The 18,615-nt window shown below is 62.0% G+C and carries 14 protein-coding genes; 9 read left to right on the forward strand and 5 right to left on the reverse strand.

What is annotated here, in order from left to right; genetic code table 11:
- Positions 1 to 21: 21 nt before the first annotated feature.
- Positions 22 to 1,170, forward strand: coding sequence for an L-threonine dehydrogenase (yiaY, locus tag FS665_RS19860; protein ID WP_145192404.1), 1,149 nt, complete (start codon positions 22 to 24; stop codon positions 1,168 to 1,170).
- Positions 1,171 to 1,184: 14 nt separating this feature from the next.
- Here yiaY and FS665_RS19865 read toward each other — a convergent pair whose 3' ends face one another.
- The gene (locus tag FS665_RS19865) at positions 1,185 to 2,372 is read right to left on the reverse strand and encodes a hypothetical protein (RefSeq protein ID WP_145192407.1); all 1,188 of its coding nucleotides are present in this window, start codon (positions 2,370 to 2,372) and stop codon (positions 1,185 to 1,187) included.
- A gap of 98 nt (positions 2,373 to 2,470) precedes the next feature.
- The gene (locus FS665_RS19870) at positions 2,471 to 4,090 is read right to left on the reverse strand and encodes an NADP-dependent glyceraldehyde-3-phosphate dehydrogenase (RefSeq protein ID WP_145192410.1); all 1,620 of its coding nucleotides are present in this window, start codon (positions 4,088 to 4,090) and stop codon (positions 2,471 to 2,473) included.
- A 138-nt stretch (positions 4,091 to 4,228) separates the two neighbouring features.
- Here FS665_RS19870 and FS665_RS19875 point away from each other — a divergent pair, with 138 nt between their 5' ends.
- The 8 genes from FS665_RS19875 (at position 4,229) to FS665_RS19905 (ending at position 13,120) form a co-directional block, all read left to right on the forward strand.
- A complete protein-coding gene (locus FS665_RS19875) occupies positions 4,229 to 5,830 on the forward strand; it encodes a bifunctional diguanylate cyclase/phosphodiesterase (RefSeq protein WP_145192412.1) in 1,602 nt (533 codons plus the stop codon).
- Positions 5,831 to 6,093: 263 nt separating this feature from the next.
- Positions 6,094 to 7,248, forward strand: a complete 1,155-nt coding sequence (locus tag FS665_RS19880; RefSeq protein ID WP_145192415.1) for a hypothetical protein — start codon at positions 6,094 to 6,096, stop codon at positions 7,246 to 7,248.
- A gap of 53 nt (positions 7,249 to 7,301) precedes the next feature.
- Positions 7,302 to 8,408, forward strand: coding sequence for a glycosyltransferase 61 family protein (locus tag FS665_RS19885; protein WP_371921303.1), 1,107 nt, complete (start codon positions 7,302 to 7,304; stop codon positions 8,406 to 8,408).
- Between the two features lie 172 nt (positions 8,409 to 8,580).
- The gene (gene eppA / locus FS665_RS23445) at positions 8,581 to 8,757 is read left to right on the forward strand and encodes an EPS-associated small membrane protein EppA (protein WP_178108378.1); all 177 of its coding nucleotides are present in this window, start codon (positions 8,581 to 8,583) and stop codon (positions 8,755 to 8,757) included.
- A 283-nt stretch (positions 8,758 to 9,040) separates the two neighbouring features.
- Positions 9,041 to 9,583 carry a polysaccharide biosynthesis/export family protein gene (locus FS665_RS19890; RefSeq protein ID WP_145192421.1) on the forward strand — a complete coding sequence of 181 codons (543 nt, stop codon included), beginning with the start codon at positions 9,041 to 9,043 and terminating at the stop codon, positions 9,581 to 9,583.
- Positions 9,584 to 9,603: 20 nt separating this feature from the next.
- The gene (locus FS665_RS19895; protein ID WP_145192424.1) at positions 9,604 to 10,722 is read left to right on the forward strand and encodes a hypothetical protein; all 1,119 of its coding nucleotides are present in this window, start codon (positions 9,604 to 9,606) and stop codon (positions 10,720 to 10,722) included.
- Between the two features lie 20 nt (positions 10,723 to 10,742).
- A complete protein-coding gene (locus FS665_RS19900) occupies positions 10,743 to 12,305 on the forward strand; it encodes a Wzz/FepE/Etk N-terminal domain-containing protein (RefSeq protein ID WP_145192427.1) in 1,563 nt (520 codons plus the stop codon).
- Between the two features lie 11 nt (positions 12,306 to 12,316).
- On the forward strand, positions 12,317 to 13,120 hold the full coding sequence (locus FS665_RS19905; RefSeq protein WP_145192430.1) for a CpsD/CapB family tyrosine-protein kinase: 804 nt from the start codon (positions 12,317 to 12,319) through the stop codon (positions 13,118 to 13,120).
- 61 nt (positions 13,121 to 13,181) lie between these two features.
- Here FS665_RS19905 and galE read toward each other — a convergent pair whose 3' ends face one another.
- The 3 genes from galE to FS665_RS19920 form a co-directional block, all read right to left on the reverse strand.
- Positions 13,182 to 14,147 carry a UDP-glucose 4-epimerase GalE gene (galE, locus tag FS665_RS19910; RefSeq protein WP_145192433.1) on the reverse strand — a complete coding sequence of 322 codons (966 nt, stop codon included), beginning with the start codon at positions 14,145 to 14,147 and terminating at the stop codon, positions 13,182 to 13,184.
- A gap of 75 nt (positions 14,148 to 14,222) precedes the next feature.
- Positions 14,223 to 16,823 carry a glycosyl hydrolase family 5 gene (locus FS665_RS19915; protein ID WP_145192436.1) on the reverse strand — a complete coding sequence of 867 codons (2,601 nt, stop codon included), beginning with the start codon at positions 16,821 to 16,823 and terminating at the stop codon, positions 14,223 to 14,225.
- Positions 16,824 to 16,827: 4 nt separating this feature from the next.
- Entirely contained in the window at positions 16,828 to 18,354 is a 1,527-nt protein-coding gene (locus FS665_RS19920; RefSeq protein ID WP_145192438.1) for an O-antigen ligase, read from the reverse strand.
- Positions 18,355 to 18,615 lie beyond the last annotated feature (261 nt).

Consider the following 18,615-nt stretch of genomic DNA (forward strand, 5'->3'; position numbering starts at 1 on the left):
ACCTGCCAGGAGGACCCGGTCATGAGCAGCACCTTTTTCATTCCGCCCGTCAACATCATGGGCATCGATTGCCTCGAACAAGCCATGTCAGCGGTTGCCGGGTATGGTTTGCGCAAAGCCCTGATCGTCACCGACCAGGGGCTGGCCCAGGCCGGGGTGGCTGCGCGCATCGCCCAGAAGCTGGCCCTGCAGGATATCGACTCGGTGGTGTTCGACGGCGCCAAGCCCAACCCGAGCATTGCCAATGTCGAGGCGGGCCTTGCGCTGCTGCAGCGCGAGCGTTGTGATTGCGTGGTGTCCCTGGGTGGCGGATCGCCCCATGACTGCGCCAAGGGCATCGCCCTGTGCGCGACCAATGGCGGCCATATCAGTGATTACGAAGGGGTCGATCGTTCGCGCAAGCCGCAGTTACCGCTGATTGCAATCAACACCACCGCCGGCACGGCCAGCGAGATGACCCGCTTCTGCATCATCACTGACGAGGCGCGCCACGTGAAAATGGCCATCGTCGACCGTAACGTCACGCCGATACTGTCGGTCAACGACCCGGCCCTGATGGTCGCCATGCCCAAGGGCCTGACCGCCGCCACGGGCATGGATGCCTTGACCCACGCCATTGAAGCCTACGTGTCCACCGCGGCGACGCCGATCACCGATGCCTGCGCCCTCAAGGCCATCAGCCTGATCAGCGAAAACCTGCGCCAGGCCGTCAACGATGGCACTGACCTGCAAGCACGTGAGCGCATGGCCTATGCGCAGTTTCTCGCCGGCATGGCCTTCAATAATGCATCGCTAGGTTACGTGCATGCCATGGCCCATCAGCTGGGCGGCTTCTACGACTTGCCCCATGGCGTCTGCAATGCGGTGCTGTTGCCTCATGTCCAGCGCTTCAACGCACAGGTCAGCGCCGTGCGCCTGCGCGATGTCGCCAAGGCCTTGGGGGTCAAGGTCTGTGGGCTGGACGCCGAGCAGGGCGCCGCTGCGGCAGTGTCGGCCATCGAACACCTGGCCGCGGCAGTGGGGATTCCGGCCGGTTTGGCGGAGCTCGGCGTGCAGCTGGAAGACTTCCCGGTATTGGCGCAGAACGCCCTCAAGGACGCCTGTGGCCTGACCAACCCACGGGTGGCCAGCCAGGAGGAGATCGAGGGCCTGTTCCGGGCAGCCTTGTAGGTCATGGCCGCGTCCTAGCGCTCACGCATGAAGAACCCTGCGACATACTTGCGGAAGGTTTCCAGGCTTTTGAAGTCGGCGTAGCGCTTGAAGTTTTCCGCATCGGGCTCCGGCCCGAGCGGTTGCTCGAGCAGCGACACCGACAACACCCGATCCTGATCCGAGGTCAGCACCAGCTCATCCATCACCTGGCCGCCGATCACCGGCCGGCGCATCTGCACTTTGACGCCCTTGCTGGCCATCCAGTCGATCAGCGACACCAGGGCCTTGAGTGGCTCACGCTCTTCGTCACGGTAGATCGGAAACAATTGCCCGCGTGACAGCACCGGCAGGCTAGCCACGTGAATCAGCTCGTAAAAGTGACTGCCGGCAGTGGCGGGCGAGTACAGGGCCAGCGCCAGCAACGGGCCGGACGCCCGGCTGCCGCCCCAGTACAAATGGTGCCCCTGGAAATCGAAACTCTCTTCGCTGCGGTTGTTGAACACCTTGCGCCCTTTGATCTGGTCGACGCAATCCAGCAGCAGGCCGTGCCGACGGTGACTGCCGAACACCGTGGCTTCGCGCAGTCGCGACTTGAGCATCATCATGTGCTTCATGTCCAGGCGCGTTTCCAGGTAATTGGCAGCCGGCACCCGCTCGAGCAACGGGTAGCGCGCGGCGACACTGCGCAGTTCGGCAAACTGGGCCGTGAGGTCTTTTTTCAGGTGCGTGGCATACAGGTTCAGGCCGCTGGTTTCAACCCAGCTCAGCAGCAAGGACAACAGCCGTTGCTGCTCGCGGCGTTCGCTGCCAGTGCCTGATCCGCCTGTGACCTGGTCGGCCGTGCGGTAATCGCCTATCAGGCGCAGTGGGGTGTCCGGCGCGAGCCAGGCTGCCGGTGCGAGCGGTGGCGCATCGCGTTCACTGGCCTCGCGCTCGTCCTTGCTGAAGGGGCAAGCGCGGGCATGTTCGGCGGTGCCTGGGTTGTTCTTCAAAAACAGGGTGCCGGTATTGCCGTTGAGGGTGACGTTGAGCACCGGTAAGGCATCCTTGCGGCAATCGCAGGCCAACCATTGGTTGGCACTGCGTACTTTCATCAGCAACTGGTTGGCTTGCAGAAGGCGGGGCCCGGTGAGGCTGGCGCTGACGAAACCGATCAGCAGTTCTTCTTCGGCGGGGGTCAGGCTGCGCACCTGCGCGGCGGTTTTGTCGATGATTCGCATCGGGCAGCTCCAAGCTACGAGGCTTCAGCTTGGAGCTTCGAAGCTTGAGCGGCAAGTTGCAAGTGGCAAGCTTCAAGCCAAAGCGTATCGAACAGCACTTAGAAGATGTAGTCGGTGGTCAGGAAGCTCGATTGGCGGTTGCGGATGATTTCGCTGATCAGGGTCTTGTTCGCCTCCTGAAAGCGTGTGGCGACCAGGGTGCGGATCGAGAACACGCGCAGCGCATCGTGCACCGACAGCGTGCCCTCGGCGCTGTTCTTGCGGCCATTGAACGGGTAGGTGTCCGGGCCGCGCTGGCACTGGGCGTTGAGGTTGATGCGCCCGACCTGGTTGGCGAAGATGTCGACCAGGCTGCCAATGGTTGCAGGGTCGGTGCCGAACAGGCTCAGCTGCTGGCCGTAGTCGGAGTCCAATACGTAGTCGATCACCGTTTGCAGGTCGCGGTAAGGCACCACCGGTACTACCGGGCCAAACTGCTCCTCATGGTATACCCGCATGGCCGGGCTGACCGGATAGAGCAGGGCAGGGTAGAAGAACGAGCCGCGGCTTTGCCCGCCGCCTTCATTGATCACTTGCGCGCCCTTGGCCTTGGCATCGGCCACCAGTTGGTTCAAGTAGTCCACCTTGCCTGGCTCTGGCAGTGGCGTCAGCGCCACACCTGGCTCCCAGGGCATGCCCGGTTTGAGCGCGGCCAGCTTGCGCTGGAACTTGTCGAGAAACGCCGCCACGACATCTTCGTGCACGAACAGAATCTTCAGTGCCGTGCAGCGCTGGCCATTGAACGACAGGGCGCCGGTCAAGGCCTCCTCGACGGCGTTGTCCAGGTCGACCTGCGGCAGCACGATGCCGGGGTTCTTGGCGTCCAGCCCCAGGGCCGCGCGCAGCCGGTGCGGCCGCGGGTGCAACTTCTTTAGGTCGCTGGCGGCCTTGTGGGTGCCGATGAAGGCGAACACATCGACCTTGCCGCTGGCCATCAGCGCACTGACCGTTTCGCGACCCCGCCCATAGATGACATTGATCACCCCAGGCGGGAAGCTGTCGCGGAACGCTTCTAGCAGCGGGCGGATCAGCAACACGCCGAATTTGGCTGGCTTGAATACCACGGTATTGCCCATGATCAGCGCCGGAATCAGCGTGGTGAAGGTTTCGTTGAGCGGGTAGTTGTAGGGGCCCATGCACAAGGCGACGCCCAACGGCGCACGGCGAATCTGGCCCAATGTGCCCTGTTCCAGCTCGAAGCGGCTGGAGCGTCGGTCCAGGTCCTTGAGGGCGTTGATGGTATCGACGATGTAGTCGCAGGTGCGATCGAACTCTTTTTCCGAGTCCTTGAGGTTTTTGCCGATCTCCCACATCAGCAGCTTGACCACGGCCGTGCGCTGCTCGCGCATAAGGCCCAGGAAGGTCTCGACATGGGCGATGCGCTGCGCCACGCGCATGTTGGGCCAGGCGCCGCGGCCTTTGTCGTACGCGTTGACCGCAGCATCCAGAGCGCTCAGGGCGGTCTCGGCGTCGAGTAACGGCGCACTGCCCAGCACCACCTGACGCTCGTCGCCGTTTTCCTTCAGCCAAACCGGGCTGCGCACTGTAGCCAGCGGCCCCTCCCAGCGGCGCAATTGGCCATTGACCAGGTAATCGCGCTGTTCAAGTGGCGCTTCCAGGCGCCAGTTGTGGGGAATGGCGTCAACGGCGGGAAACAGCGAATCGAGCAAATCTTGCATGGCTACGGCACCTCACGTGGAAGGGTGGGTGAAACGCTTCAGCCTCGAGCATGCACCCTGAGCAAGAAAAACACCAGTCTGGCTCAATATTGCGCCACGCGCGCCGATACAGGGGCAATTGCTGATGTTTGCAGGCCTATGACCGCGTTCAAACCCCCGAAGATCTGCGAACCGACGCTCTGTGCAGCAGCGCCGCGCCTGTTGCTTGGCCGGCTGCTGCCGGTCGGTGTGTCCCTGACTGGCGTTGGCGTGTCGCTCGCCCTGGGGCATGTCGATATCCAGCGTCAACATGGCGACCATGCCGCCAGCGTGTTGCATTCCTCGCTGTTCTGGTTTGCGCTTGTTTGCAGCGGCCTGCTGAGCCTGTTCGTAGCCCAGGTCAGCCGCAAGCAGCGCCAGTTGCAACAACGCAACCTCGAGTTGCAACGCTCGCAGGCACAGCTCGAGCGCCTGGCCCATTACGACACCATCACTGGCCTGCCCAATCGCGTGCTGTTTCAACGGCAGTTGGCCCAGGCCACAGCCCTGGGACAGGGGCTGGCAGTGCTGATGCTGGACATTGACGGCTTCAAGCAGGTCAACGACAGCCTTGGCCACGCCATGGGCGATCTGTTGTTGCAGCAGGCCACCGCGCGCTTCTTGCAGGAGCTCGATAGCAGTGACCGGGTATGTCGGCTCGGCGGCGACGAATTCGTATTCATGTTGCAAGGCACTCAAGGCCAGGTCAGCCAGCAATTGCGGCAAATCTTGCGCTGCTTGCAGCGGCCGTTCGATCTCAACGGCACCGCTGCGCTGGTCACTGGCAGCATCGGCCTGGCCTGGTGTCCGCAACATGGCGAGGACGTCGACAGCCTGCTGCGCCATGCCGACACCGCCATGTATGCGGCCAAGGAAGCCGGGCGTAATGCGTGGCGGCCTTATCACCCCGACATGACCGCACGCTTGCAGCAACGTCTGGAGCTTGAGCGCAACTTGCGCCGCGCGCTGGAAGACAACGAGTTCGAGCTGTGGTATCAGCCCAAGGTCGACCTGTTCAGTGGCCAGCTCGAAGGCGTCGAGGCGCTGCTGCGCTGGCGCGATCCGCATGCCGGGCTGATCTCGCCGGCTGCGTTCATTCCGCTGGCCGAGCGCACCGGGCTGATCATTCCCTTGGGCGAGCGGGTGCTGGACCTGGCCTGCGCGCAATTGGCCGCCTGGCGCGCTGCGGACTGCTTGCCGGGGCCGCTGGCAATCAACGTCGCGGCTCTGCAGATCGAGCGCAGCGATTACGTTTCGAGCCTGGCCATGGCCCTTGAGCGCCATGACCTTGCGCCGAACCTGCTGGAGGTGGAGATCACCGAGAGCCTATTGATGGAAAGCCAGCAGCAGGCTTGTGCGGCCCTGGCTCAGTTGCAGGCAATGGGCGTGGCTACCGCGGTCGATGACTTCGGCACCGGCTATTCGTCACTGGCGTACCTGCGCGCCTTGCCGATCGACCACCTGAAGATCGATCGAGCGTTTATCAAGGATCTGCCCGACGACGACGATGCGGTGGCCATAGCCCGAGCCATCATCGATCTGGGGCACGCCCTGGGCTATCGCATCACCGGCGAGGGCATCGAGACCCAGCAGCAGTATGATTTCCTGCGCAACGCAGGGTGTGATCAAGGGCAGGGCTATCTGATGGGGCGGCCCATGCCCGCGGCTGAATTACAAAGTTGGATCTTGCGCAATCCGCTCAGGGCCCGTTTGCCCGGTTAATGCCAAGCCAAATGCTCAAGTGGGCGCTACAGGAAGAGAAACGTTGGAAGGCGCTGGCTCGACATTAAATTGGCGTCATGTTTTGTCGATAAATGCTGTCAAAATGCCGCTTGCCAAGCGCCGCTGCTGCATCTTAAATTGTTACTTAATGTGAAGTAATAATCTTCAGTAGAAGTCTTGTGAATCAGCATGTTGGCTGGCTTTCTTGCCGTGCTTTCGTTTCGAACTGCCCCATAGACTCAGCAAAGGATGTCGAAGAAGCCATGAAAGAGAACTTGGCGGCGGTTGCGCGAAAAGTGGTGTCACCTTCGCTGCGCCATGACATTCGCACCGTCTCGAGCAAGCTGCGGGAGGCTCTGGCCCGTACCTGTTTCTGGCGCTGGGAGGTTTCCCGTTTCAAGCTGCAACAAGCCAGTGCGTACGAGATCCTCTACATCGGCAGAAAACAACAGCGAGAGATGGCCAAGCTGCTGATTGGCGGTAAAGGCCAGCAGCCGGTAGCCGATGCGGGGGACCAGGCGCAGTCGCCGGCCGTGCGTCATGTGGTGGTGGTCAGCGAGATGCCTACCTCCGGCTCGTTGACCGTACCGCATTATCTGAGCGCCGTGGTGCCGCTGGGGCGGCCGCTCGATGAGATCACCGCGCGCTACGACAGCGAGCTGCGCCGCAGCATTCGCAAGCACCGTCCGCTCTATCAAATGCGCCAGACCCTGTCTGATGACGAGATCGCCATGGCCGACCGACATCTGCTGCGCCCGTATGCCACGGCGCGCCAGGGCATCCACGCAGCGCAATTTCCCACCGAAGAAGTGTTCCGGCTGGCCAAGGGTGTAGGACGTCTTGACCTGATCACCTGCGGTGATGAAGTGATCGGCTGTCACCTCGGTTGCGAGATCACCCGCGACGGCAAACGTTACTGGAGCACCCTACGCTTCGGCTACTGTGAAGCGGTGTTCAGCGATCCCAAGCGGCTACGCGAAGTCAATTCGATCACCACCTTCATGGCCCTGGAGTGGGCATTGGCCAACGGCTATGACTATTACGATATCGGTCTGTGCCTGGCCCGCCCGGACGACGGACTGCTGAAGTGGAAGCGTCGGCGCGGCGGCGATATCGACGAGCTGGGTAACCATGCCTATATGTTCGTGCGCTTGCCGCGTACCGGTACAGCGCAATTCCTGTGGGATACCCCGCTGTTTGCGATCGAGGGCAACAAATTGACGCTGCATCTGGGCCTGCCTGACGGCCCCAGCGATGAAGAGGTCGCCCGGCGCTATCACGAAATGGTGTTCGGTGGGCTGCACAAAATCTATGTGTACGGCAGCGCTGACACGGGCGCGTCGTTTATCGACAACCTGCGCAGCCGTTACGCGAACCTGCAGTCACCGCCTGCGATGGAACGGATCGTTTCCAGCTGAGGCGCTTGCTGGGTCAGGGCTTTCCTTCGGAGGGGCGGTGTATGGATGGCGGCATGTCCAATTTTTCCGGTGCCTCGGCTACCCGCCAGCGTGGTTGGTCGCTGGCGGCCTATCGGCATATCCTCAGAAAACGTCTGGGACGCCAGGCCGACCGCGATATCAAGTGTCTCGCTGAAAAAACCTGGGATATCGCGCCCGGTGAAACCACCGTTTCGCCACCTGCCTTTTACCTGCCCGGCCAACTGGAGCGCGTCACTGGCTGGGAGGGGCAGCGGTTCTACCCGTACGTGCATCCAGCACGCACCATGGAAGGCGGCGTGGTGACCGAGCAGGGGCCGACCCGTGGCTATCTGCTCAAGGATGTGTGGCTGATCGACGGCGCCTTGTACAAGGACGATGCCAGCCACTGGTTGTCGCTCAAGCCAAGCCGCTTTCCTGGCGTCAACGTGCAGCACGAAATCGACCGCGCAGCCATTTACTGCACGCAGAATGGCAACACGTGGTTTGGCACCTGGCTGATGGAAAACTGCCCCACCTATGCCCTGGCCCGCGAGGAGGGGGTGCCGGTCACTACGGCGCCATCGCCTCGCTATCCCTTGTTCACTCAAGGGCCTGCCTACGAGCGTTGGCTCGACATGCAGCCGTTGCGCACGCGTGGCGCCTACTTGCGTGAAGTGGTGTTGTTCGACGATGTCAGCAATAACCGCAGCCGTCACCAGCGCTACCAGGCAATGGGCGAGAAGCTGCTCTCCCATGTCGAGCATCGGCCGCACCCAGGCGTGTTCCTGTTGCGCGGCAGCGCCGGTGACTTGCGGCTGATGCGCAATGAGCTTGAAGTCGCCGCTTACCTACAGTCGCAGCACGGCTTTCGCGTGGTCGATCCACTGCAAACCGACGTGCCCGGCATCGTTGCCGCCTGCGCCGGCGCGAAGGTAGTCGCAGGGGTGGAGGGCAGTCAGCTGGTGCACGGGGTGAACGTGCTGCAGCCAGGCGGCGCGCTGCTCACCCTGCAGCCGCCTAATCGCTTCGTAAGCTATTACAAGTACCTGACCGACCGTGACCACCAGCATTTCGGCTTTGTCGTCGGCTCGCCGCAGGGCGATGGCTTCAGCATCGACATCGGTGAGCTGGAGCGGACGCTGGCATTGTTTCCTCGTTGAAGCAGTTGCAGATTCCTGCTGACGGCATTTTGACGAAAACCCACCCGGTCGATTGATTTTTATTATGGTGTCGGATCATTGACGTAATGTCATTGTGCCCATAAGCTCAAGCCTACACCCACCCCACATTCCGCCTACCTATTTATTACTTTCCTCTTCGCAGGAGGGGATCATGCGCTCGACTCTGTTCATCAAGGCAATCTTTTTATTGGTGTTGTTAACGGGTGCAGCGCGCGCGGCCGATTCCTATCTCACTGAAAACAATATCGTTCCGCTGTCCACGGCGGGCTGGTTATTTGCTGCGGCGGTCATTGGTTTCATTGCAGTTGCCAACAGAAAGAAGATTTGAATCTGTTGCCCAACAGCGGCGCCAAATGCTTGACGCTGAATAATGGCCATTTGTTATTTTTGCAGTTTGATTCGCTTGTCAATTTTACTGCTGTTGCTATATTCCATTAGCCAACGCGCACGCGCGAGCAGCGGTTAACAGACGGGCAGGGCGCCATCGCGGTAGAGGCCTCACAGGTGACTGAGGCCATCGCAACCAGACGGTTGCGAAGCGGAGCGAGAGGTTCGACGTTGTACTCATTCAGTGCTCTAACACCTGGGCCGTCAGGCCGGAGGGATCCCTCATGACACGTTTGCTGATGTCCGTTCTCTGCGCCTTGGTTGCATGCTCGGGCGCTTTTGCCGCTGAATCCTCACCGGCTTACCTGCTGAGCCCGGGTGACAAGGTCATGATCTCGGTCTGGCAAGAGGACACCCTGCGCCAGGAAACCGTGGTACTGCCCGATGGCAGCATCACGTTCCCTCTGGCTGGCCGGGTCGACGTGGCTGGCCTTGAGGCCACTGCCGTGGCGCGCAAGATCGAAACCGCACTCAAACCGTACCTGGCGCAGCCCAACGTCAGCGTGGTGGTGACCAGCACGGCTGGCAACCTGGTGTATGTGCAGGGCAAGGTGATCAAGCCAGGCCCAGTGCCCATGGCAGGCCCGACCGCTGTGTTGCAGGCCCTTAGCATGTCCGGTGGGATGGACAAGTTTGCCGATGAAAGCGCCATCAAGGTCATCCGCGGGCAACGGGTCATGCCGGTACGCTACAAAGACCTGATCTCCGGGCGGGACATGTCGACCAACTTCCAATTGCAGGCCGGCGACACGCTGGTCGTACCTTGACCCTCCAATAAGAACGACCCGTGCCTATCTATAGAACGACCAGTGTTGCGACGGCGATCATGATGATGCCGTTCTCCGGGGTGGTTAGCGCCGCCAGTTGGCAATCTTCGGTCCAGGTGCCCTCGACCGTCGAGTACGACAGTAATCCACTGCTCCTGACGTCCAAGGAGAAAGGTGTGACGCGTACCATCATTGCCCCTGACTACACTTTGGTAGGTCAGTTCGATCGCGACCAGCTACGCCTGGGCCTGGGCCTTCATGTGCTGCGCTCCTCCGACCGCTCGGTGATGGACGACCGTGAAGATCCGCACCTGAGCCTCGGCTGGCAGCGCGAGACCCAGACCGGCGGCTTCGGCCTGCTGGCGCAGTACGACGAAAGTTCGACACTCTCGGGGGCGGTGCAGGATACCGGCGTGGTCACCACCACCGATGGCACGCAGAAAATGACGCGGCTGTCGGGTAACTGGAGCAGCGCCATCAGTGAGCGCAGCACCCTGGCCAACGAACTGCGCTACTCGCATGCCACTTACGACGTCAGCTCGCTGACGGGCTTCGACGAGTATGCCAACGACTTTACCTGGACCTATGCCTTCAACGAGCGCACCGACATCATCAGCGGTTTCGCCGTGCGCCGTTACCAGCCCGATGACAGCAGCGTGGCCACTGCCACCACCAGCTATGTGCCCACCATTGGCATGAAGTACCAGTTCTCCGACAGCCTGGTCGGCGCCGTACATGTAGGCGTCAACCAGACCGACGGCAACGGTACCCGGCGCCGTGGTGAGGGTGGGGCTTCGCTGACCTACAGTGGGGCGCGTAGCGAAGCGACCCTCAGCGCCGACCGCACCACGCTGTCGAACGGTGAGGGCGGCGCCGCCCAGCTGGACATGCTGCGCGCGGGCTGGAGCTACCTGGTCACCGAAACCACTCGTGTCGGCGCCGATGCCTGGTGGCAGGACAGCAAAGGGCAGAACCCCAATACCTTGCAGACCTACAGCGTGTGGGCCAGCCGCGCCTTCTCGCCAGCCTGGGACCTGCGCCTGTCACTGATGTACAAGCAGCGTCGTCAGGATGGACTGCCTGACGCCGAAGCCACCATCGCCGGCCTGACGTTGACCTACAGGTTTCCAGACATCTGAATCGCACCCCGGTGGCCTCTATGAAATCTGAGTACGAGCTGTCCATAAAAGATTACATCGCCATCCTCAAGGACCGCGCCTGGTTGTTGGGTATCGTCATGGTGGTGGTGCTGGCGGCCACCGTGGGCGTGGCGATTTCGGTGCCGCCGATCTACCAGTCCACCGGCACCATCCTGGTCGAATCGCAGCAGATCTCGCCTGACCTGGTTTCGGCCGGCAACAACACCTTCGCCGATGAGCGCATCGAGGTCATTCGCCAGCGCGTCATGACCCGTGAAAACCTGCTGCGCATCATCGACAAGTATCGCCTGTTCGCCGACCGCGGCAGCTTCAGCGAGAGTGACAAGATCGAGCAGATGCGCAGTGCGATTGCCGTGGCAACCCTCAGTACCTACGTCAAGGGCCGCGGTGAGGCGACGGTGGCGTTCACCGTGTCGTATGAGGACAAGCACGCAGATGTCGCCAAGGAAGTGGCGGATGAGCTGGTGTCGCTGTTTCTCAACGAAAACATGAAGCAGCGCACCGAGCGTGCCACTGAAACCACCGAGTTCCTGACCCAGGAAGCGAACAAGCTCGGGGCCGAACTCGCCTCTTTGGAAAACCAGCTGGCCGACTTCAAGCAGGCCCATGCCAATGCCTTGCCGGAAAACCAGCAACTGCGCATGAGCATGCTGTCGCGCTCTGAGCTGGAGTTCCGTGAAGTCGATCGTGACTACAAGGCGGCCCAGGAAGAGCTGCGCTATCTGGAGCTGGAGTTGTCGGCAGCCAACAGCGGCGCCGCCACTGCGCCCGCCAATGGCAGGCCCGCCGCGGCTGATCCGCAGGACCTGCCAAGCCTCAAGGCCGAATACGCAAGGCTGTTGACCCGTTACACCGAAGCGCACCCTGACGTGGTGGCGATCAAGCGCAAGATCGACGTACTCCAGGCCTCCGGCGAGAAAGGTATCGCCGCGGCAGCTGCGGGTAATCTTGACGCTGCCCGCGTGCGCACCAAGATGGCCGCTGCGCAATCGCGGATCGCCTCGCTGGCCGAGCAGAAGCGCCAATTGACCAGCAAGATGGAAGCCTACGAGGCCGATATCCTGGAAGCGCCGCAGGTCGAGCGTGGCTTGGTCACCTTGATGCGTGACCACGACAACGCGCGCAAGAAGTACGAAGAGATCCGCAACAAAGAGATGGGCGCGAAGATCACCGAGAGCCTGGAGCAAGAAAACAAGGCCGAGCGTTTCGTGCTGCTCGAGCCACCGCTGCTGCCAGAAAAACCGGTCAAGCCCAACCGCAAGAAGATCGTCGCCCTGGGCCTGGTGCTGGCCCCGGCAGCAGGCGGCGGCCTGGTGATGTTGCTGGAAATGCTCAATCAGCGTGTGCGCGGTGTCGGCGCCCTGGAAAGTGTGCTTGGGCGGCGAGTGCTGGTGGCCGTGCCTTATATCCAGACCAAGGCAGACAAGGCCAGGCGCAAGCGACTGGTCTCGCTGTTGATCGGCGCTGCCCTGCTGCTGGTGGCAATCCTGTTGGTGGTCGTCCACATGTTCTACATGCCCTTGGACCTCCTGCTTTTCAAAGCTATGGCTCGGTTTGAATAGGAAGCGCAGCGATGGACAGAAATACGCCGACTGGCAAGAACATTCATCAGGTTTCACCTGCGCCAGCCGACACGCCCAAGGTGCCGACGGTCCGAGAAAGACCGGGCGAGATCGGGCAATTCGATTACGTGCAAACCAAAGTGGTGCCGCTCAACCCGGAACACCTTGAGCGTAACCGCATCATCTCCTTCAACAAGAACTCGAACATGAGCGGGGCGATCGACCTGCTGCGCACCCAGGTGCTGCAGGCCATGGAGGATAACGGCTGGCGCACGCTTGCCATCACCTCGCCGACGCCGGAGGCGGGCAAGACGGTGCTCGCGGTCAACCTGGCCATGAGCATCGCCCACCACACCACCAAGACCGCCTTGCTGGTCGATTTCGACCTGCGCCGCCCGCGTGTTGGCAGCAGTCTCGGGCTGCCGATGGAGAAGGCCCTCAACGATGTGCTCGATGGCAATGCCTGGCTCGAGGAAGCGCTGGTCAATCCGACCCTGCCACGTTTCGTGGTGCTGCCGACCCGCGAGCCAGTGCCGATGTCCACCGAGGTGCTGTCCTCGCCCAAGGTCGATCACCTGATCAGCGACCTGCGCGACCGCTACGATTCACGCATCTGCATCTTCGACCTGCCGCCGTTGCTGAGTTCGGACGATGCGATGACCGTGCTGCCGAAATTCGACTGCGTACTACTGGTGGTAGCCAACGGCATGAACAGCAAGAAAGACATCGAGGATTGCCTCTACCACCTGGCTTCCTCGAACTTGGTAGGGGCGGTGCTGAACAAGGCGGACGAGCCGCTGCGTACGTATTACTGAGGCTGCTTGATTCTCCCAGCCCGCTAATGCGGCTCGCCAATGAGCCGCTCGCCTGGGCAGCTCATTGGCGCCATGGGTATCTCAGCTCCCACTCCCACGCATGCGCCACGATTTCCTCCAGCGACGTGATCTGCGGCTGCCAGCCGAGCACCGCACGGGCTCTGTCGGCATCGGCCACCAGACGAGGCGGGTCGCCAGCGCGACGCGGTGCCTGAATGACCTCGATGGGCTTGCCGGTGACGACCCGAGCCGTTTCGATCACTGCCTGCACCGAGAACCCCAGGCCGTTACCCAGGTTGAATGCTGCCGTGGCGCCGCCAGCGTGCAGATAATGCACGGCCAGCGCGTGCGCTGAGGCCAGGTCGGTGACGTGGATGTAGTCGCGAATGCAGGTGCCATCGGGGGTGTCGTAATCGTTGCCGAACACCGTCACCGCCGCGCGGCGTCCCGCTGCCGCCTGCAGGATCAGCGGGATCAGGTGGGTTTCCGGTTCGTGACACTCGCCCAGTTCGCCCTCAGGGTCGGCACCTGCGGCATTGAAATAGCGCAAGCACACCGAGCGCAGCCCGTAAGCCCGGTCGAAATCCTCGAGCATCTGCTCGAGCATCCACTTGCTACGCCCATAGGGATTGATTGGCAGCTTGGGATGGGCTTCGTCGATGGGCACGTACAGCGGGTCGCCATACACGGCCGCGGTCGAGGAGAAGATCAACTGCTTGATACCTGCACGGACCATGGCCTGGAGCAGGCTCAAGGACGCGCAGACATTGTTCAGGTAGTACTTGCCCGGATCGCACACCGATTCACCCACCTGGATGAACGAGGCGAAGTGAAACACCGCATCGAAGGCATGCTCACAGAACAGCGTGTCTAGCGCCTGGCCGTCGGCGATGTCCAGGTGCACCCATGCAACGCCCGACGCGGGCGGCTCGAGGTCTGCCACTACGACCTCATGGCCTGCGCGCAGCAGGTGCTTGACCATGTGCGAACCAATGTAGCCTGCACCGCCGACAACCAAGTACTTCATCCAATTCTCCTGGAACCGAAGCCGCGTCGAATGCCTGGCACGCAGGTCATCAGAGAGGGTAGATGGCCATATGCCTTATTTCAAGAACAGCCAATTGTCCATGCGCTTGCCATCGAAAGTGATCAGGTATTGGCCGTTGTCGAAGCGCACCGGCAGGGCGATTTCCTTGCCGTCGGCGCTGCGCGCGTAGAGTTTCAAGCCGGCCGGCGCCTTGATGCTCAGAATGCCTTGCAGCGGCTCGACATGGAACGGGGTCATGTCGTCCGGACGCGGAACCGCGCGGCTGCCCAGGGATATCAGCAGCTTGCGCGACTGCGTCAGCGGCTGTTCGTCCAGGCTTTGCACGACGACGCTGGCATAGCGGGTTTTCAGCTGCGTCTGGATACCCCCGACGCTGAGCGATTGCCCGCCCAGCCAACCGGTTAGCGCTTGGGTCATGGGCGTGTCGATGGTGTACAGCCCTTGCTGCCAGTCGTGGCGAAGCTCGCCGGTGTCAGAGACGGCTGCATGGGCATCGTCTGCCAGGAGCGACTGGCCTGGGTCCTTCAGCACCTGGGCATCGGCGGGAATCTGGCTGGCTTGCAACCAAGGCAGTTGCGTCGTCGCCGGCATGGCGATCTGCAGGCGGCCCTTTTCCGTGGCCGTGCGCAGCAGCGCCGAGTTGGCCGGCGAGATTTCCTGGCCATAGAGCATCTCAGCTGACGGCGCGAACACATAGCGGGTAGTGGCCGGGTGCACATCCTGGCGGCGATAGAGCAGTGCCGCCGCCGGCAACGTGGCGAGCAGTCCGGGGTCGCTGTAAGCGTTCCAGTTGTCGGCGCGCACCCACCCTTCGTAGAACACTTGCTGGCTGTAGGCATATTGCATGATCGCCGCCCAACCTTGATGACTGCCGGTGCCTGCCACGTAGAGCGGCAAGCTGTGACGGTCGGGCAGGGGGAAGGGCTCGGCGTTCCATTCGGTGACAGTCATGGGTTTGCCCACGACCTGCGCAGCCGCCAGCCAGTCGATCATGCCATCGCTGCGCAGTGGGTTCTTCTCCAGCTGGCCGATACCGCCGTAGGCATGGGCATCGACCACGTCGCCGGCAGTCAGCGCCGGTAACGAGGACAGCCCATTCAGGCCCCAGGTGCTGGTAGTGGCGATCGGCACCTTGACCCCAAGGTCGCGCAGGTAGCCGATCATGTCGGCGTAGAAGCGTTGCTCCAGGTCATTGAGAAACAGCTTCGAGGGGCCGTGCTCCCAGGCCCGCCAGGTCTTGTCGGCCGGCAGCTCATGGCGGCTGGCGAAGGCCTTGGCCAAGTCCATGTACAGGCGGTTGTGCTTGGGTACGTTCTTGTCGGGCAGCAACGCATTGCCAAAGTGGTGGGTGACGTCGTTTTCGTTGGTGATCAACACCGCCGCGATGGCCGGGTCATCCTTGTAGGCAAGGCCGGTGTAGCGGTTGACGTGGGTCAGGTACTGCTCGGCGAAGCGCTTGAGCGCCTGTTGCAGGGTCACGTTGACGAACAGGTAGCCCTTCATGTCAGCCACGCCATGGGCCTTGGGCAGTTCGTCGAAACCATAGATGCCATCGGCGGCGGTCACCGGCCGCTGCACATGCAGGTCGAGCCAGACATAAATGCCTTCGTCCTTGAGGCTCTTGATCCACAGGTCGATTTTCTCCAGCGATTCTGCGCTCAGCTGCTGGGTGTTCTTGAGCGTCTGCAGATCGCCGAAGATGTTCGGGGTCACCCAGGGCGAGTCGTGGTGGTGCAGGCGCACGAGGTTGACGCCAAGGGCCGACAAGCGCTTGGCCTGTTGCTTGATTTCCTCGTCAGGGGTGCGGAACAGTGCGTAAGCCGACACATTGGTGCCCCAGAAGCGCGCCACGGTGCCATCGGCGAAGCGCAACTGCTCGCCGTCTGCCTTGACGAAGCCGCGCTTGCCCGCCGGTTTTTCCGCGGCGTTGAGAAACGACAGGTCGACCGGAGCGGTGCGCCAGTTCAGTTGGTCATCCGGCCAGTTCGACGGGTCGGCCATGCCGAAGCGTTCGCTGGTCGTCGGGCCAATGTCGATGTCGCCGGTGACGCTGAGCTGCGCCTTTATCTGCTGGCGCCCAGGTTCAATCGGGTCGCTGTAGAAGAAGGTGCGCACCTCGCTGCTGTCACCGCGCTCGAAGTACACCTTGGCCAGCGCTCTGTCGAAGCGCATTTCTACCCGTGGCCCCTGCGGGTTCTTGCCCCAGGCCCAGCCACGGTTGTCCTCCAGCAGAACCGGGTCGCCCATTTCGCCGGCAATCAATGCCGGGTCGAAGCGCCAGATGATGCCGCCGCCCTTGACGCCGGTTTGGCGGCTGCGCGCTTGCAGGTCGAAGTCCCAGGTCAGGGTTTGCGCCTGCGGTCTGGCGATGGCCGCTTGAATATCGAAATCCAGCGCCTTGTTGCTGCCGGTGAGGGTGTAACGGTAGGGGCCGTCGATCTTCACGCTCGGGTAATAGCCGGTCCATGACCAGTCCGCGCCCCAGAAATCGAAGCTTGGAACGAACGCAGGCGCACCGCCGTGGGTCATGCTTGGCAGGCCGTTTTGTTCGTTGACGCTCACCACCCAGTCTGCTGCCCAGGCGTGCCATGGGCCTGTCAGCAGGCCAAGCAACAACGTTATGCAGGTCCATCTACGCAGGCGAAGGCTAGGCATCGAGCTACCTCGGTTGAAGGCTGGCGGTGGTCGCCGGGGCGCTGACGGCAACCACCAGGCGACGCATCATCTGGATGTAGGCGACGCTGAGCCCGCCAATCGACCAGTACACGATCGGGATGACGGTGATGCTGCTGACGGTGAAGATCGTCACCAGAATCCCCACCAAGGTAGCAAGCAAGACCCGTCCCAGCAGGTGGTACGGGTCGGCCTTGTCAGCCACCTGGCGCATGCCTTTGCGAATACCCAGCAGGATGCAGACGAAGAAGCCCATGAACAGCCCCAACCCCACCAAGCCGACCCGCAGGGCCAGGCCGACGTAAGTGTTGACGATGTCGATGATGCCTTCGCCCTGGATCATCGATTGCATTTCCGGGGTATTGCGAAAATCGAAAGAGCCGAACAACGGATTGCGCTGGATGACGATCCAGGAATTTTCCAGCAGCCGCTCGCGGTAGGTGATGTTCTCGGCCTCGACCTTGCCGATGAAGGGCAGTAGATCGAGCACCTTGTCACCGCCCGGCAGCACGCTCAGCAGCGGGATGCTCAGCACCCCGGCCAGCGCCAGCAGCGCCAGGCGCGGCACTGCGCGTCGGCCGAGCGCGATGAACACCACGATGATGATGACCGCACCGATCCATGGGCCGCGCGACACCGGCGCAAATAAACCGGCAGCCAGCAGCAGGGCGCCCATATAGCGGTGTGCAGGTTTGCGCACGAAGTGCTGGACGAACAGGAACAGGCCGATGGCGACCGCCATCACGTAGCCGAGTACGATGGCCTGGCCGGTGGTGACGCTGGCGCGCAACGAGCCGCCACGGCTCAGATAGCCGCGCAGGTCCCACTGCAGGCCCAAGGCATCGAGCACGGCGTTATACAGCAGCCAATGGCGCACGTATTCGGTCACCCCCAGTAGCGCCAGGACGAACGCTACCAGCACGAAGGCAAGCAGCACGTCCTTGAAGTCAGCGAGCTCGCGCACGCCCCGGCTGGCCACGTAGTACGGCAACAGCACGTCGATGTACAGGCTGAGCATCTGGCGCAGCGTATCGGTCACAGTGGTTTCGCGCAGCGCCAGTGCACTGGTCAGCGCCAGGCCAGCGAGCAGCAGCTTGTCCGGCAGCAACCGCCCCAGGGGGACACGCCCAGGCTGCTTGCGCAGCGCCAGTGCTGCCGGTAGCAGCACGCACAAGGTCAACAGGCGTTGATGGTTGATGTCGAACAGGTAGTTGATCACGCCGAAGCCAGGAATGGCGGCAGTGGCCGGCGGGATCAGGAACAGCAACATGAAGAACAGCGCCAGCGGGTTGTGCTCGCGGCGCTGGGCGACCAGCAGGATGAGCGTTGCAGCAGCCGCATACAGCCAGAAACTGTGGGCCAGAAAAGCCACCAGGGTCAGGGCGAACCAAAGGTTACGACGCCGCTTGAAGTCCGCCAGTGGAATCAGGTCGGTTGCCGGGCGGCGGGCCATGAAAAAAACCGCGCTGGCCACAACCACGATGACGACCAGGGCTCTAAGATGTTCGGGCATGGAGTATTGGCACCTATCCCTCGGTGGGGTGGATGAAGGCTAGCATCATGGCTAAATGAAACTATAGTGACTTCTATCGATTCGGTCAGCGTTAAATGGCGTGCAGACGATTGAAGCCGTGGCACGGCAAAATTTCCAGCAAAAGCGCGTTGTAGTGCTACGCCTAAGCGTGCCGGACAGGCATTATGTGCCGTGCCGTCGATGCGCCTGGCGCTGGGCCCAGATGGTCTCCCGACAAAGCCCGCAGTGCATCGCGGGGGT

This window comes from Pseudomonas sp. URMO17WK12:I11 (genome assembly GCF_007677725.1).
GTDB lineage: Bacteria > Pseudomonadota > Gammaproteobacteria > Pseudomonadales > Pseudomonadaceae > Aquipseudomonas.